The organism is Stutzerimonas xanthomarina DSM 18231, from assembly GCF_900129835.1.
GTDB lineage: Bacteria > Pseudomonadota > Gammaproteobacteria > Pseudomonadales > Pseudomonadaceae > Stutzerimonas > Stutzerimonas xanthomarina.
The window spans coordinates 1-14862 of the sequence record NZ_FQXA01000008.1; the positions used below are offsets into that span (position 1 = coordinate 1).

A 14862-nucleotide genomic window follows, 5' to 3' on the forward strand; every position below is an offset into this window, starting at 1 on the left:
TATGTCTGTCTTTGCTGGTAGTCATAAACACGACCGTTTGCCTATCCCTTATGGTAAGGGGGAAACAATGTCCGGTGTTTCAGGGGGCTCGTTCACGCACCCTACAGATGGCGCTGGAGCCATGTAGGGTGGGCTTCAGCCCACCAGAGGGGGTGAGCGTACCGGTGGGCTAAAGCCCACCCTACGGTGCTTGCGGTCGAGCCCGCTCCCACAAAAGCCCAGCCCGCCGCCATCAGCTACCCGTGGGAGCGGTCTTGACCGCGAATGCCGGCTGTAAGCCAGCTCATGATCGGAAGGCGTCGGTCTCGGACGCTTCGGATGGCGCTGGAGCCATGTAGGGTGGGCTTCAGCCCACCAGAGGGGGTGAGCGTACCGGTGGGCTAAAGCCCACCCTACGGTGCTCGCGGTTGAGACCGCTCCCACAAGAGCCCGGCCCGCCACCATAGCCCACCCGTGGGAGCGGTCTTGACCGCGAATGCCGGTTGTAGCCAGCTCATGATCGGAAGGCGTCGGCCTCGGACGCTTCAGATGGCGCTGGAGCCATGTAGGGTGGGCTTCAGCCCACCAGAGGGGGTGAGCGTACCGGTGGGCTAAAGCCCACCCTACGGTGCTCGCGGTCGAGCCCGCTCCCACAAAAGCCCAGCCCGCCGCCATCAGCTACCCGTGGAAGCGGGCTTGACCGCGAATGCCGGCTGTAAGCCAGCTCATGATCGGAAGGCGTCGGTCTCGCACCCTACAGATGGCGCTGGAACCATGTAGGGTGGGCTTCAGCCCACCAGAGGGGGTGAGCGTACCGGTGGGCTAAAGCCCACCCTACGGTGCTCGCGGTTGAGACCGCTCCCACATGAGCCCGGCCCGCCACCATAGCCCACCCGTGGGAGCGGTCTTGACCGTGAATGCCGGCTGCAAGCCGGCGCTTGTCGGGCACTCTGGCATGGTCTCTTCTCCGAGCTTGATTCAGCGTTGCGCTGAACTTCCGGCCTGCTACACGAGCCTCAATGGGACAGGACGCGTCATTACCGAACGGAGGCTCCACAGACCATAAGGGGACAACGCATGTCAGATCATCACACTTACAAGAAGATTGAAATCGTCGGTTCTTCGCGCAACAGCGTCGATGAAGCGATTCAGAACGGCATCGCCGAGGCCAGCAGCAAGCTGCAGAACGTCGAGTGGTTCGAAGTCGGTGAGATTCGCGGCCATGTCGAGAACGGCAAGGTCGGCCACTTTCAGGTCACCATGAAGGTCGGCTTCCGTCTCGCCAACAGCTGATCTGCTACCCAGGCGGCCCGGCAGCGGCTGTTCAGTCGGCTGCCCGGGAGGCCTGTTCGCCTCGCCGCGTCAGGCGTGGTCCGTCGGCACGTGGCCGCGGCTGCGTTCGTAACACCGGAGCAACGGCTGAGTGCTCAGGCCGTGCACCACGATGCTCAACGCCACGACCGATACCACCAGTGGAATGAACGCCTCGACCTCTTCCGGTAACAGGCCGTGGGTCACGGCGTAGCTCAGGTAGTACAGGCTGCCGATTCCCCGAATGCCGAACCAGCCGACAGTCAGGCGCTGGGTACGGTCCAGGTAGCGGCGAGGCATTAGCAGCCACACGCTCAGTGGCCGGATCACCACGAACAGCGCCAGCGCCAGGGGCACCGCGCGCCAGTCCCAGTGCACCGAGACCAATACGCCGAGAATGGTCACCAGCAACACTTCGAGGCTGCGCTCCAGCTGGCCGCCAAAAGCCAGGATATCGCCCATCATCACGCCCGCCGCGACTCTGGGTTCAGCCATTTTCTGACCCTCAAGCGGTAGCTCGCGCGGGGTCAAGCCGCCCTCGACCATATGCGGCACGGCATGGGCGATCAGCTCCTCGGAAGGCGTTTCCGACTCGTCCGCCGCGTCCTTCTCCGCATGGCGCAAGCCGATCCCGGCGGCAAACACCGCCAGGAAGCCCCAGGCACCGATCAGCTCGGCGCCGACGTAAGCCAGCGCGATCAACGCCAGCGCCAGCGAGTCGTTCGGCGACATGGACGTATCGGCCTCGCGAGTGCGCAGGAAGATCGCCAGCCTGCCAATCAGCCGCCCGAGCAGGTAACCAAACCCCAGCCCTGCCGGTACTGCCCAAACCAGCCGATGCAGCGCCCATTCGCTGACCCAGCCGGTGGCCAGGGTTTCCTGTTCGATCAGCAGCAGGCCGAACACCACGAACGGAAAGGCCGTGCCATCGTTGAACCCGGCTTCGCCGGATAGGCCATAACGCACGTGATCGCTGTCGCGGGAATTGTTCACCTGCACCAGGCTGGCCAGCACCGGGTCGGTGGGGGCGAGAATGGCGCCGATCAGCACCGAGATGCCCCAGCTGAGACCGAGCAGGTAATGGCAGAGGGCGGCGACACCGGCGATGCAGGCGAGCATCACTGGCCCGGCGAGGACATAGGCGCTTTTCCACGCCGGGTGACGCAGCGGCATGCGCAGTTTCAGGCCGCTAACGAACAGTGACACCAGCACCGCGATCTCAGTAAGGTGCTCCATCCAGCTGGCAATGTGAATGAACTCCATCTGCCACAAGCCGACGCCGAGCTCGCCGATGAGCACGCCAAAACCCAAGTAGATTAATGAGGTGGTGACCGGCAGCCAGCGCAGGTAGGCCGATGCCAGAGCGAGGATCAACAGCAGGATGCCGAGCACGGCCATCCATTCAAGAAAATTCATTCAGTCTTCCGCAAGAAGCGTGACGCACCGAAGTACGTATGGGCTGCTGTTTTGATCGACATGACCTGAGGGGGTTCAGCTGCGTTCGTCGTACAGGAGCGCGCGCCAGCCGGCTAGCGGCGATGTCCGTCGTGCAGGCTCATCCCACAGGCTGCGCTTTGCCGGGCGGGGAAGCGTCTGCGTCACGCTCGCGGGCCAGCGGCTGGGGCATACGGCGATGTGTCGAAGCGAGTGGCTTGCTGATCCTCTTCGCGATTGAGACCGCTCCCCCAGAAATGCGCGCTGGACGTCGTGGGAGCGGTCTTGACCGCGATCGAAGGTTTCGCCGCGCGGTGCGCTTCGCCTTCAGCGCAGTTCAGCGAGAATCTCGAAGGCGCGGTGGCGGTCGGCGGTTTCGTAGAGGTCGCAGGTGAAGATCAGCTCGTCGGCTTGAGTTTGCTCGAGCAAAATATCCAGACGCGCGCGGACCTTTTCCGGTCCGCCGATCAGCGCCATGCCGAGGAAATTGCCCACCGCATCCTGCTCGTGGGGCAGCCACTTGCCATGCATGCTCTGCACCGGCGGTACCAGCACCAGACTCTGGCCACGAATCAGCGCGAGGATGCGCTGGTAGGCCGTAGTGGCCAGGTACTCCGCTTGCTCGTCGGTGTCGGCCGCCATCAGCGGCACGCCGAGCATGACGTACGGCTTGTCCAGCACCTCGGAGGGGCGGAAGTTCTCGCGGTACAGACGAATCGCCTCGTGCATGTAGCGCGGCGCGAAATGCGAAGCGAAGGCGTAGGGAAGGCCTTTGGCAGCAGCCAGCTGAGCGCTGAACAGGCTCGAGCCGAGCAGCCAGATCGGGACATTGCTGCCCATGCCAGGCATGGCGATGACGCGCTGGTTGGGCTGGCGCGGGCCGAGCAACAGCTGCAGTTCTTCCACGTCCGCCGGGAAGTCATCGGCACTGCCCATGCGGTCGCGGCGCAAGGCATGGGCGGTGAACTGGTCGGCGCCCGGCGCGCGCCCCAGACCCAGCTCGATTCGCCCCGGGTAGAGCGCCTCCAGCGTGCCGAACTGCTCGGCGATCACCAGCGGCGCATGATTCGGCAGCATGACGCCGCCAGCGCCCAGGCGAATCCGCGAGGTGCCGGAAGCCAGATAACCGATCAGTACCGAGGTCGCGGCGCTGGCGATGCCGTCCATGTTGTGGTGTTCGGCGACCCAGAAGCGCTCGAAGCCAAGCTTTTCGACGTGCTGCGCCAAGGCCAGTGAGTTACGCAGCGCGAGCCCGGCGTCGCCGTCATCGCGGATCGGCGCCAGGTCGAGGGTGGAGAAACGGGTGTGTTCGATACGGGACATCGTCTACCTCTTTGCTGACGGCTGCTCAGTAGCAGTGCTCGGCTTCGGCGCGCGCCAGGACGGTATAGTCCTCGTCGCGCAGCCAGCCTTGTGGAGTGAAGCCCAGCGAGCGGGCCTGGAACAGGTAACGCCGACCGGGCTGGAAATCGTCGTAGTTGATCACCAGGGTGCAGCGCAGGTATTGGGTGTCGCCAAAATCACCGAAGCCGCCACTGCTGATTTCGAATTCGTAGCGCGCTTCGAGTTCATGCGCACCGGGGCCGACCTGAAAATAGCGCCCATCGGGCGTGCGCTCACCGTCCAGCTGGTCGGACATGAAAATGTCACTGGGTTGAGCGGTCAGCTCGACCCAAGCCATGTCCGGATCGGGCGCGGGCAACGGGCCTGCGCAGCCGGACAGGCCGAGCGCCAGAAGTAATGCGGGAAGCAGACGCATGGTAAATCCTCCAGATAACCGCAGGATCAGCATCTGCTGCCGCGGTCAGCCAATGAGCCTGAGCCAGATAGTGCTCTTTTTCAACGACTGCACCACGACAGAACGGTTCACCGCGGAACGCTAGCGGGTGGCGACCCCGCCGCAACCGCGCTCGGTGGCCTTGGCCAGCATGCGGTCGTGCTGATCGTACAGCTTGGCCCAGGGGCGGAAACCGTAGCCGCCTGCCACCAGTCGATAGCGCGCCCCGGCGTCGAAGCTGTCATAGCTCAGGGTCAGTCGGCAGTCGCGTGCCAGCGCTTCGCTGTCGCGGCCCACATCAGCCGGGCCGACTTCGAAACGATAGCGCATGCCCAGCTGATGGCTGCCCGGCTCGACCTGAAAATAGCGACTGTCATCGAGCGGCTTGTCATCGACCGCGACGGCCACCAGCTCGGTCTCGCCGTGCGGAGCGAGATCAATCCAGGCCTGGTTTGGGTCCGGTTTGGGCATCCACATGGCGCAACCGCCCAGGCTGGAAAGCGCAAGAGCAAGTATCAGGATTCGCATGAGCAAGGTCTCCGACCGGTAGCGGCCTGCTAGGTCGCGTCTGCATGTTCGGTGGTTGGGTGGGCTTCGATGTCGTTGTAGGCTCAACGCGTCGCCCCGTGGGGCATGCAGGCAGGTAAGCGTTTGTTCAGTTCGAAGCCGAAAATCGCCGCAGTCGACAAGCGAATGCAGCGCTGGGTTCCCCTGCTGCTGGCGGCTGGTTTGAGCGGGTGCAGCAGCTACTACGGGCAACTGGCGGTCGGCCAGCTCGAACTGCTGCGCCAGCGCGAGCCCATTGCGGCGATCCTCGACAATTCGCAAAGTGATCCGCAGTTGCGCCAGCGCCTGGCCCTCGCCCTGCAGGCCAGAGCCTTCGCCAGCCATGCATTGGGGTTGCCGGACAACCGGAGTTATCGGGTTTACGCGGACATCCAGCGGCCCTACGTGGTGTGGAATGTATTCGCCACGGAGGAGTTTTCCGTGGCACCGCTGAGCCACTGTTTTCCGATAGCCGGTTGCGTCGCGTATCGCGGTTATTACCGCGAGGGCAGGGCACGTGGCGCGGCAGCGCTGTTGAAAGCCGAGGGCCACGACACGCTGGTTGCCGGCGTGCCGGCCTATTCCACACTGGGCTGGTTCGACGATCCGCTGCTCAGCTCGATGCTGCGCTGGGATGACGAGCGGCTGGCCGGGCTGATCTTTCACGAGCTGGCGCACCAGCAGTTTTATCTGGCCGATGACACGGCATTCAACGAATCCTTTGCGTCCTTCGTCGAGCGGGAAGGGCTGCGGCAGTGGCGCGCCAGCCGTAGCCTGCCGCCGCCGAACGAAACCGCGCGCAAGCCGTACGCCGATCTCAGTAAGCTGGTGCTGGCGACCCGGGATCGGTTGGCGGCGATCTATGCATCCGACTTGAGCGAGTCCGCAATGCGCGCCGCCAAGCGTGACGCGTTCATGCACATGCGTCAGGCCTATCGGCAATTACGCGACGGGCCGTGGAAAGGCGACGACCGCTTTGATCGCTGGATGAGCCAGCCGCTGAACAACGCCAGCCTGGTTCCGTTCGGCCTCTATGACAAATGGGTGCCAGCCTTCGCCGCGTTGTTCGATCGAGCCGGCGGCGATTGGCAGCGTTTCTATGCAGAAACGACTGCCTTGGGCCGCTTGCCTGCCGACGAGCGGAAGCGGCAGTTGGATGCGCTTCGCTGAAGCCTCTCGCCGCTTCGTTTGAAGCGAGATGCAGCAAGGCGCGGCGACCGGTTCCGCTTCGCTGAATCAAAGCCTGTTCGACGGGGTTGGGCGCTGCCGCCTGTCGACTCTTTGCATGTTCGCGCCAGGATTCACGGAATTCTTTTGCGCTTGCCTCCGTCCATTTTTCAAGGCCGTCAGCCCTCGCTGACCGGTGATTCAGCCGTGCGTGCAGCGCGACTAAAAGAATAAAGCCGTTTAAACGGAGGCTCCATGGACAACCTAACCGGCATCCTCGACAACAAGGGCACGCCGCTCGAAAAGCAGACGTTCACCTGGAAGGAGATGGCGGGCAAGCCGATCAGCAAGCTCGACGACGACGCTTTCACCCGCGTGCGGATCATCCTGATGAACGGTATCGAAACCGACGCGCTGCGCCTCAAGCACGGTATCGCGCGGATCACCGGACAGCTGCGTGGTCCGCTCGCTGAGATACGCCGCGTCGAGCAACATCAGGCCACCATGGTCAACTGGCTGATCTCGGCTGACCATTCGCCACTGGAAACCACCGTCGCCTACGAGCAGGTCGCGATCGAAGTGACCGCGGCGGTCGCCCAGACCGAGCCGGACCCCTACCAGGCGCAGACTTACCGCTTCGGCCTGCTGGAAGACTTCGACCACCTGTATCGCTACTCGGCGATGCTCGACCGTCTCGAAGGCAAGGATGCGAACAACATCCTGCAGGGCTACACAGACATCGTTCCCGGCCGGCAGACCTCCGAGCACCACCGTCATCCGGACAACGACCTGCGCGAAAGCTATGCGAAGGAGCAGGCGGATCTCATCACCAAGATTCATGCGGCCATGATCACCGCCGCCGAGTACCAGACCCACGACTACTACATGAACATCGGCCCGCTGTTCGCCGATCCGCTGGCGCGTCAGCTGTACGCCGAAATTGCCTCGGTCGAAGAGCAGCACGTCACTCAGTACGGCTCGCTGGCCGACCCGCAGGAATCCTTCATGGAGAAGTGGCTGGTGCACGAGGCGATGGAGGTCTACGCCTATGCCAGCTGCGCCGAGCAGGAAACCAATCCGCGCATCAAGGCCATGTGGGAGCGCTTCCTCGATTACGAATTGGGCCATCTGAACATCGCCTGCGAGCACTTCAAGAACATCGAACGCCGCGACCCGGCCGAGATTCTCGGCGGCCCGTTGCCGAAGATGATCGAGTTCAAGAGCCAGCGCGAATTTGTCCGGCAGGTCCTCGCCGCCGAGGTCAACCTGCGCACCAGTGGTACCCATTACGTCGACAAGAGCGAGGAGCCGCAGAACTCCCTGGATTATCGCGCCCAGCTCAATTCCGAGGGCATCGCGTCGAACATCGTCTCGGCCGGTTACCAGTGGGCGCCGGGTGGCGAACTGATGCAGATGCGCAAGGTTTCTTGAGGAGAAAAGGACATGGCTGATTCAGCAAAACTGGGCACCAATTTCACCGGCGTGCAGATGTCTCCGAAAGACACCAAGCGCCTGCTCGATGCCGTCAACGAGATCCATCCGGACGTACCGGGCGATTCCAAGGGCATCATGCTCGAACGCACGACCCGCGCTGAGGACGCCGATCGCATCGGTTCGGTGCCGGTTCCCGGCTCTGCCAAGGGCATGCTCAAGTCGACATTTGACATGGCGCTGGGCAAGAGCCCTGAGCTGCTGGTCGATAAGCTCGGTGAGCGCCTGGCCTTCGAGCGCAGCGGCGTGCGCATGTACGACGCCATGATTGCCAAGGCCAAAGCCATCAGCATGGCGGATTCCGACCTGATCGGCGTGCTACAGCACATCCGCGACGAAGAGTTCGAACACATGAACATGGTCGCCGAAGCGATCGAGACGCTGGGTGCTGACCCGACCGCGCAGACGCCTTGTGCCGACATTGCAGGGGTCAAATCGATGGGCGTGATGCAGGTGCTCACCGATCCGCGAACCAATATCGCGCAAGGCATCAATGCACTGTTGACCCTCGAACTTGAGGACAACGCCGCCTGGGAGCTGTTGATCGAGCTGGCCGAAGCCGGTGGCCATCCCCGTATCGCCAAGGGCTTCCACAAGGCCAAAGAGCAGGAGGACGACCATCTGATCAAGATCAAGACGCTTTTGCGCCGAGACCTGGTCCGGCAAGTCCAGTAATACGCGTGTGCTTCATCCTTTACGCGCCTTCGGGCGCGTTTTTTTGTGCGGTAACTGCTCGTCGTGCGGCGGCTGAACCCAAATGCAAAAGCTCGCGGTCAAGACCGCTCCCACGGGTGGCTCCGCTGTTGCTTGTTGTGGGAGCGGTCTCGACCGCGAAGAAGCCCGTGTGGGCGCCGCGGTTGCTTGTTGTGGGAGCGGCCTTGACCGCGAAGAAGCTCGTGTGGGCGCCGCTGGTTGCTTGTTGTGGGAGCGGTCTTGACCGCGAGTTCTTTCAAAGCCAAATGGCATCCCACAAGGGATAGTCGCCCAAGCGGTCGACCAGTCCGGCCCTGAGTGGATTCGCCACTACATAGCGGGCAACCGCTCGTACATCTTCCTCCCGGCGCAATGCTAGGTCGTGATAGCCCGTTTGCCAGAGCGAGCCTGATGTCCTGCGCCGACGGTTGATGGCGCGCGCGCTGTTGGTTTTTACCCGACGCATCAGCTCCTCAAGCGAGCTGTCGCCCAGCTCGATCAGCCAATGAAAGTGGTCCGGCATTACCACCCAGGCCAGCGAATGTACCCAGCGATCCATCTGCGCCGCCTTGAACTCGGCGACGACAGATCTGCCGAGTACCACGTCTCTGAATACGGGGTGGCGGTCGCAGGTGGTCGTGGTAAGCAGATACAAGTTGCCACGCTGCGAGTGACGACCTGTGCGTAAGCGGTTCGAGTGATACATGGCAATCCTTTGCCTGGCGATATGCAGCTAGCTGATCAAACTGCGTCCTTCGCGGTCAAGACCGCTCCCACAGTTGGCCGCGGCGCTGTCGCTTTTGTGGGAGCGGTCAAGTCCGCTCCCGCGGGTGGGTGCGGCGCTGTCGCTTTTGTGGGAGCGGTCAAGTCCGCTCCCGCGGGTGGGCGCGGCGCTGTGGCTTTTTGTGGGAGCGGTCTCGACCGCGAAGGGGCCCGGCAAGCGTTATGAGTAACGTGCGTGTTCTCGACAGGAGTTGGCAGGACGGCATGACCGGATAGCAAGTAGGGTGGGCTTTAGCCCACCACTTGCACGGAAGCAACCCAGCGCTGGAAAACCCGAAGGGCAGATGACGCTTTTTTCATCCACCGTTGGCCACTGCTCGGTGGACCGGTGAAGCGCGATTCCCCTACCAAGGCTGAGGCTCACCACCGAGCAGCCTGACCACAATCCAGGGCGAACCGGCGCCATTCGTTACACTCTGATGCTCCAACGCTGCCCATCGAGTTGTTGCATGCCCAACCCCGCACCATTCGACACCGCTGCCTCCCTCCCCCTCGTGCTTGCAGGACCCATGCTGCGCCGGCTCGAGGCGGGGCGGCTGGCGCTCTGGCTGGTGGCCAGCGAGCCGCTGCAGCTGCGCCTGACGTTGCAGCCCGAAGGCGAGGTATCGATTTCGCGGGCCTTGGAAGGCGATGCCTGTCGCCGGCTGCGCGTTGGCACCTCGGCCTGGTTGCACCTGATCGATCTCCATCTGGCTACGCCGCTGCCAATGGATCGGTTGGTCGAGTACGACCTGTTGATCCAGCGCGACAGCTTTGAGCAAGGCATCGCCGAATGGGCGCCACACTTGATCCATGAGGGATTCGAGCGCCCGGCTTTCGTCATCCGCTCGCGCTACGACGATCTGCTGCACGGCTCCTGTCGCAAGCCGCACCACAGCTCAGCTGACGGACTGGTCACGGTCGATTCGCTGATCGCCGAGTCCCGCCGATCTCCTGAGAACTGGCCCGCCGCGCTGCTGATGACTGGCGACCAGATCTACGCCGATGACGTGGCCGGGCCGACGCTGGTCGCCATCCATGAACTGATTCGCCGGCTCGGGCTGTATGGCGAATGCCTTGAGGGCGCCACCGTTGGCGACAGCGATGAGCTGATGGCGCATCCCGCAACCTATTACCGACGCGGGGAGTTGCTGCCGGCGTTCAAGTCCAACGAAGCCTTGCGCGAGCGCTTCTTCGGCGGCGTGGAAAAGCCGGTGTTTACCACCTCTAGCGCACATAACCATCTGGTCTCGCTGGGCGAGGTGCTGGCGATGTATCTGCTGGTCTGGTCGCCGGTGCCGTGGGGCCTGATCGAGCTTCAGTCGCCGCTGCTCGACGGCGAGCTGGCCGAACGCTGGGCGCGTGAACTGAGCTGCATCGACGCCTTCCGGGCAGGATTGCCGCAGGTGGCGCGGGCATTGGCGCATCTGCCCTCGTTGATGATCTTCGATGACCACGACATCACCGATGACTGGAACCTCAGCGCCCGCTGGGAGCAGACCGCTTACGGCCATCCGTTCTCCCGTCGCATCATCGGCAATGCCTTGCTCGGCTATCTGCTGTGCCAGGCCTGGGGCAATGCACCGGATGCCTGCGTGACGTCATTGCGCGCGGTCGAGGCGCTACTGGGCAGCGGCAAAGACGGACGACTGGATTGCGCGCTGCACGATCAGGTGGTGAGTGAGCTACTGCAGCGAGGCGACTGGGGCTACGTGCTGCCCACCGAGCCGGCGCTGGTGGTGCTCGATACCCGCACCCGGCGTTGGCGCAGCGAGCGCAACCTGAGCCGGCCGTCGGGGCTGATGGATTGGGAAGCACTGACCGATTTTCAGCAGGAATTACTCGATCATCGCTCGGTGATCATCGTCTCGCCGGCGCCGATGTTCGGCGTCAAGCTGATCGAGACCGTGCAACGCGTATTCAGCTGGGCTGGGCTGTCGTTGCTGGTCGACGCGGAAAACTGGATGGCCCATCGCGGCGCGGCGCAGGTCATGCTCAACATCTTCCGCCATACCCGCACGCCGGGTAATTACGTGATTCTGTCGGGCGACGTGCATTACTCGTTCGCCTACGAGGTGCGCATTCGTGGCCGTGCCGAAGGCCCGCGGCTATGGCAGATCACCAGCAGCGGGGTGAAGAACGAGTTTCCGCCGCGCTTGCTCGACCTGTTCGACCGGCTTAACCGCTGGTTGTATTCGCCGCGCTCGCCCCTGAACTGGTTCACCAAGCGCCGCCGGGTGCGGGTTCAGCCGTGGCTGCCGAGCCGCAGCCGGTCCGGCGAACGCCTGTGGAACGGCTCGGGCATCGGTCGCATCCGGCTCGATGCCGAGGGCCGACCGTCACAAGTGCAGCAGATCAACGCCGATGGGTCACCACCGGTGAGCTTTGCGCCTGAGCGCGACCCGGCGCCCTAGCCGAACGCCGCGCGCAACTTCGGTAATGTGGCGTAGTAATACGCCGGTGACTGCGCCATCAGCTCGGCATGGCTGCCGAAGCCATAACCCACGCCGACCGCCTGCAAGCCGTTGCTGTGCGCGCCGATCAGGTCGTGCTTGCGGTCGCCGATCATTAGCGTCTGCTCCGGATCGAGCTCCTCTTGGGCGATCAGATGGGCAATCAGCTCGACCTTGTTGGTGCGGGTGCCGTCCAGCTCGCTGCCATAGATCACCTTGAAGTGCTGATCGAAGGCAAAATGTCGGGCGATTTCGCGGGCGAACACCGAGGGTTTCGAGGTCGCCACATAGAGTGTCCGGCCCTGACCGCGAAGGTGTTCGAGCATTTCCAGCACGCCGTCGAACAGCAGGTTTTCGTACAGGCCGACCGTCTTGAAGCGCTCGCGGTAATGGCCAACGGCTTCCCAGGCGCGCGGCTCGTCGAAGCCGTAGAACTCCATGAACGCCTGCAGCAGCGGCGGCCCGATGAAGGGTTCAAGCTTGGCCAGATCCGGCTCATCGATGCCAAGCTGCGCAAGCGCATGCTGAATCGAGCGGGTGATGCCTTCGCGCGGGTCGGTGAGGGTGCCGTCGAGGTCGAAGAGGATGGTTGAATGGTGCATTGCAGGGCTCGGTTAATTCCTGTGGCGGCGCAGTCCGACAATCGGGTCGCGCACGATTTTTTGCTTCAGGCCTCAGGCGTTTCGGCCAGATGCTGATCCTTCAATTTCACGTAGTTGCCAGCGGTGTAGCTGAAGAAGCTGCGCTCTTTTTCCGTCAGCGGGCGGGCCTGTTTCACCGGGCTGCCGACATACAGGTGGCCGCTTTCCAGCGTTTTGCCCGGCGGCACCAGGCTGCCGGCGCCGATAATGACCTCGTCCTCGACCACTGCGCCATCCATCACGATCGAGCCCATGCCGACGAGAATCCGGCTGCCCAATGTGCAGCCATGCAGGGTGACCTTGTGGCCGACGGTGACTTCGTCGCCGATGGTCAGCGGGAAACCGTCAGGGTTGAACGGGCCGGCATGGGTGATGTGCAGCACGCTGCCGTCCTGGATGCTGGTGCGTTTGCCGATGCGGATGCGGTGCATGTCGCCGCGGATCACGGTCAGTGGCCAGACGGAGCTGTCTTCACCGACCTCGACATCGCCGATAAGCACGGCGCTGGTGTCGACGAAAACGCGCGCGCCGAGTGCCGGTGTGTGTCCCTGGAAGGTTCGGATGCTCATGTGTTGCTCCTGAAGGTGCGTGTGTGAGGGCGGGCGATCACTGATAGACCCGACCTTCGACTGCATTGCTGCCGGGACGGAAGAATTCGCCCGGCGTGGCGCCGAACTGTTCGCGAAAGGCGGCGATAAACGCCGATAAGGATTCATAACCACAGCCCAGCGCCACGTCCGTGACCCGCTCGCCACGCTCCAGCGCCGGCAAGGCACTGAGCAGCCGCATGCGCTGACGCCAGGCGCGAAAGGTCAGCCCGGTTTCGCGGAGGAACAACCGGCTCAGGGTGCGCTCGGAGACGCCCAGCGTGCGGCTCCAGTCGGCCAGTCCTTCCTGCGATTCCGGCTGTGCCTGCAGGCTTTTGCACAGCCGATGCAGACGTGGCTCGGCGGGTAATGGCAGCACCAGCTCGACCTTCGGTGCGCAACCCAGCTGATCGAGCAGCACTTGCACCAGTCGTCCCTCCGCGCCGTCTTCGGCATAGGCTTCGGGCAGGGTGCTGAAGTGCCGGATCAGTTCACGCAGCAGCGGGCTGACCTGCAACACGCGACAATGCTCGAACGCCTCGCCGGCCACGGCCTGATCGATGTAAAGACTACGGATGCAGGTGTCTGGTGCGCAAAAAACCTGGTGCGTGACGCCCGCCGGAATCCATACCGCGCGCAGCGGTGGGGCGATGAAACGGCCACTGTCGGTACGCACTTCGAGCACGCCTTCGACCGCATGGGACAGCTGCACCCAGGGGTGACTGTGACGGTAGCCAAGCTTGAGATTCGGTGGCGAGTCGAGCTGGCCATAGACCGGCCGCGGCAGCGTCTTGAGCTCGCCGAGGCGGGTGATCAGGGCGGCGTGTTGTCCGATTGACGACATTTCATGCCTGCTTGGCGTTAGTCGGAAGGATGCGCACACGTTAAGGTCCATCCCAGTTGATCGCAAGCCCAAGGGAACCCTGCATGTCCAAACTCCGCATCCTCTTCGATAACTTCACCCTGGCCCTGCTGGCGGTCGTTGCCATCGCCACACTGTTTCCTTGCGAGGGCCGCGGCGCGGTGTTCTTCGAGTGGCTGACGGCGGCGGCCATTGCGCTGCTGTTCTTCATGCATGGCGCCAAACTGTCACGTGAAGCGATTCTTGCCGGTGCCGGTCACTGGCGCCTGCACCTACTGGTCTTCGCCTGCACCTTCGTGATGTTTCCACTGCTGGGGCTGGCCCTCAAGCCGGTGTTGACGCCAATGGTCGGCGACGAGTTGTACCTGGGCATGCTCTACCTTTGCGCGCTGCCCGCGACCGTGCAGTCGGCCATCGCCTTCACCTCGTTGGCGCGTGGCAACGTGCCGGCGGCCATTTGCAGTGCCGCGGCCTCCAGCCTGATCGGCATCTTCCTCACGCCGGTGCTGGTGTTGTTGCTCATGGGCGTCGAAGGCGAGAGCGGCTCGACGCTGGATTCCATCGGCAAGATCGTCCTGCAATTGCTGGTGCCCTTCATCGCGGGGCAGATCGCCCGGCGTTGGATTGGTGCCTGGGTGATGCGCAACAAGACCTGGCTGAAGACCGTTGATCAGAGCTCGATCCTATTGGTGGTCTACACCGCCTTCAGCGGTGCGGTGGTCGATGGCCTGTGGCAGATCGTGCCGCTCGGTCATTTAGTGGGGCTGACCGTGGCTTGCTGCCTGTTGCTGGCCATCGTCCTGTGGCTGACCAGCGTGCTGGCCAAGCTGTTCGGCTTCAATCTGGAAGACCGCATCACCATCCTCTTCGCTGGTTCGAAGAAGAGCCTGGCGACCGGCGTGCCGATGGCGCAGGTGCTGTTCGCCACCAGTGCGGTCGGCATGATCATCCTGCCGCTGATGGTGTTTCACCAGATCCAGCTGATGGTCTGCACGGTGCTGGCCCAGCGCTATGCGCGGCGCCCCGAATTGCCTGAACAGCCAGCAGTCCATCAATAGGTCTGCATGGCCCAAGCTCGCCGTGCAGCAGCGTCTAGATAGGCTCAACCCGCCTGTTTCCCAGCTGCGCGGTCGGGCATTTGGCTTTAACATGCTGCGGT

At 63.2% G+C, this 14862-nt stretch carries 14 protein-coding genes; 6 read left to right on the forward strand and 8 right to left on the reverse strand.

Features of this window, described 5'->3' with window-relative positions; all coding sequences use genetic code 11:
* The first annotated feature begins 1056 nt into the window (after positions 1-1056).
* Positions 1057-1272 (forward strand): dodecin, encoded by a 216-nt coding sequence (locus BUE09_RS18060; protein ID WP_019341430.1) that lies wholly within the window; start codon positions 1057-1059, stop codon positions 1270-1272.
* A gap of 69 nt (positions 1273-1341) precedes the next feature.
* Here the strand turns inward: BUE09_RS18060 and BUE09_RS18065 are convergent, their stop codons facing one another.
* The 4 genes from BUE09_RS18065 to BUE09_RS18080 all read right to left on the reverse strand — a co-directional run bounded on the left by BUE09_RS18065 (position 1342) and on the right by BUE09_RS18080 (position 5029).
* Positions 1342-2706: a cation:proton antiporter gene (locus BUE09_RS18065; RefSeq protein WP_073303169.1), complete on the reverse strand. Its 1365-nt coding sequence runs from the start codon at positions 2704-2706 to the stop codon at positions 1342-1344.
* A 345-nt stretch (positions 2707-3051) separates the two neighbouring features.
* Positions 3052-4047 carry an LLM class flavin-dependent oxidoreductase gene (locus tag BUE09_RS18070; RefSeq protein WP_073303171.1) on the reverse strand — a complete coding sequence of 332 codons (996 nt, stop codon included), beginning with the start codon at positions 4045-4047 and terminating at the stop codon, positions 3052-3054.
* A gap of 25 nt (positions 4048-4072) precedes the next feature.
* On the reverse strand, positions 4073-4483 hold the full coding sequence (locus tag BUE09_RS18075) for a PA0061/PA0062 family lipoprotein (RefSeq protein WP_073303173.1): 411 nt from the start codon (positions 4481-4483) through the stop codon (positions 4073-4075).
* A 120-nt stretch (positions 4484-4603) separates the two neighbouring features.
* Positions 4604-5029, reverse strand: coding sequence for a PA0061/PA0062 family lipoprotein (locus BUE09_RS18080; RefSeq protein WP_073303175.1), 426 nt, complete (start codon positions 5027-5029; stop codon positions 4604-4606).
* 105 nt (positions 5030-5134) lie between these two features.
* On the opposite strand from BUE09_RS18080, the gene BUE09_RS18085 reads away from it, so the two are divergent.
* The 3 genes from BUE09_RS18085 (at position 5135) to BUE09_RS18095 (ending at position 8380) form a co-directional block, all read left to right on the forward strand.
* Entirely contained in the window at positions 5135-6217 is a 1083-nt protein-coding gene (locus tag BUE09_RS18085; protein WP_073303177.1) for an aminopeptidase, read from the forward strand.
* A 252-nt stretch (positions 6218-6469) separates the two neighbouring features.
* The gene (locus tag BUE09_RS18090) at positions 6470-7645 is read left to right on the forward strand and encodes a hypothetical protein (RefSeq protein WP_073303179.1); all 1176 of its coding nucleotides are present in this window, start codon (positions 6470-6472) and stop codon (positions 7643-7645) included.
* A 12-nt stretch (positions 7646-7657) separates the two neighbouring features.
* Positions 7658-8380, forward strand: coding sequence for a ferritin-like domain-containing protein (locus BUE09_RS18095; protein WP_073303181.1), 723 nt, complete (start codon positions 7658-7660; stop codon positions 8378-8380).
* Positions 8381-8654: 274 nt separating this feature from the next.
* Here BUE09_RS18095 and BUE09_RS18100 read toward each other — a convergent pair whose 3' ends face one another.
* Positions 8655-9104, reverse strand: coding sequence for an REP-associated tyrosine transposase (locus BUE09_RS18100; RefSeq protein ID WP_073303183.1), 450 nt, complete (start codon positions 9102-9104; stop codon positions 8655-8657).
* A gap of 526 nt (positions 9105-9630) precedes the next feature.
* Between BUE09_RS18100 and BUE09_RS18105 the strand changes: the two genes are divergently transcribed.
* On the forward strand, positions 9631-11574 hold the full coding sequence (locus BUE09_RS18105; RefSeq protein ID WP_172830709.1) for a metallophosphoesterase family protein: 1944 nt from the start codon (positions 9631-9633) through the stop codon (positions 11572-11574).
* Here BUE09_RS18105 and BUE09_RS18110 read toward each other — a convergent pair.
* The 3 genes from BUE09_RS18110 to BUE09_RS18120 all read right to left on the reverse strand — a co-directional run bounded on the left by BUE09_RS18110 (position 11571) and on the right by BUE09_RS18120 (position 13685).
* A complete protein-coding gene (locus BUE09_RS18110; RefSeq protein WP_073303185.1) occupies positions 11571-12215 on the reverse strand; it encodes an HAD family hydrolase in 645 nt (214 codons plus the stop codon). The two genes, BUE09_RS18105 and BUE09_RS18110, sit on opposite strands and share 4 nt — an antisense overlap.
* A gap of 65 nt (positions 12216-12280) precedes the next feature.
* Positions 12281-12823: a gamma carbonic anhydrase family protein gene (locus tag BUE09_RS18115; protein WP_073303187.1), complete on the reverse strand. Its 543-nt coding sequence runs from the start codon at positions 12821-12823 to the stop codon at positions 12281-12283.
* A gap of 37 nt (positions 12824-12860) precedes the next feature.
* Positions 12861-13685: an AraC family transcriptional regulator gene (locus BUE09_RS18120; protein WP_073303189.1), complete on the reverse strand. Its 825-nt coding sequence runs from the start codon at positions 13683-13685 to the stop codon at positions 12861-12863.
* A gap of 83 nt (positions 13686-13768) precedes the next feature.
* On the opposite strand from BUE09_RS18120, the gene BUE09_RS18125 reads away from it, so the two are divergent.
* Positions 13769-14761, forward strand: coding sequence for a bile acid:sodium symporter family protein (locus BUE09_RS18125; RefSeq protein ID WP_073303191.1), 993 nt, complete (start codon positions 13769-13771; stop codon positions 14759-14761).
* Positions 14762-14862: the final 101 nt, after the last annotated feature.

What these genes read in the sequence shown, in the direction of transcription:
- BUE09_RS18060 (WP_019341430.1), top strand. Translation starts at nt 1,057, where the DNA reads ATGTCAGATCATCACACTTACAAGAAGATTGAAATCGTCGGTTCTTCG.
- BUE09_RS18065 (WP_073303169.1), bottom strand. Translation starts at nt 2,706, where the DNA reads ATGAATTTTCTTGAATGGATGGCCGTGCTCGGCATCCTGCTGTTGATC.
- BUE09_RS18070 (WP_073303171.1), bottom strand. Translation starts at nt 4,047, where the DNA reads ATGTCCCGTATCGAACACACCCGTTTCTCCACCCTCGACCTGGCGCCG.
- BUE09_RS18075 (WP_073303173.1), bottom strand. Translation starts at nt 4,483, where the DNA reads ATGCGTCTGCTTCCCGCATTACTTCTGGCGCTCGGCCTGTCCGGCTGC.
- BUE09_RS18080 (WP_073303175.1), bottom strand. Translation starts at nt 5,029, where the DNA reads ATGCGAATCCTGATACTTGCTCTTGCGCTTTCCAGCCTGGGCGGTTGC.
- BUE09_RS18085 (WP_073303177.1), top strand. Translation starts at nt 5,135, where the DNA reads ATGCAGGCAGGTAAGCGTTTGTTCAGTTCGAAGCCGAAAATCGCCGCA.
- BUE09_RS18090 (WP_073303179.1), top strand. Translation starts at nt 6,470, where the DNA reads ATGGACAACCTAACCGGCATCCTCGACAACAAGGGCACGCCGCTCGAA.
- BUE09_RS18095 (WP_073303181.1), top strand. Translation starts at nt 7,658, where the DNA reads ATGGCTGATTCAGCAAAACTGGGCACCAATTTCACCGGCGTGCAGATG.
- BUE09_RS18100 (WP_073303183.1), bottom strand. Translation starts at nt 9,104, where the DNA reads ATGTATCACTCGAACCGCTTACGCACAGGTCGTCACTCGCAGCGTGGC.
- BUE09_RS18105 (WP_172830709.1), top strand. Translation starts at nt 9,631, where the DNA reads ATGCCCAACCCCGCACCATTCGACACCGCTGCCTCCCTCCCCCTCGTG.
- BUE09_RS18110 (WP_073303185.1), bottom strand. Translation starts at nt 12,215, where the DNA reads ATGCACCATTCAACCATCCTCTTCGACCTCGACGGCACCCTCACCGAC.
- BUE09_RS18115 (WP_073303187.1), bottom strand. Translation starts at nt 12,823, where the DNA reads ATGAGCATCCGAACCTTCCAGGGACACACACCGGCACTCGGCGCGCGC.
- BUE09_RS18120 (WP_073303189.1), bottom strand. Translation starts at nt 13,685, where the DNA reads ATGTCGTCAATCGGACAACACGCCGCCCTGATCACCCGCCTCGGCGAG.
- BUE09_RS18125 (WP_073303191.1), top strand. Translation starts at nt 13,769, where the DNA reads ATGTCCAAACTCCGCATCCTCTTCGATAACTTCACCCTGGCCCTGCTG.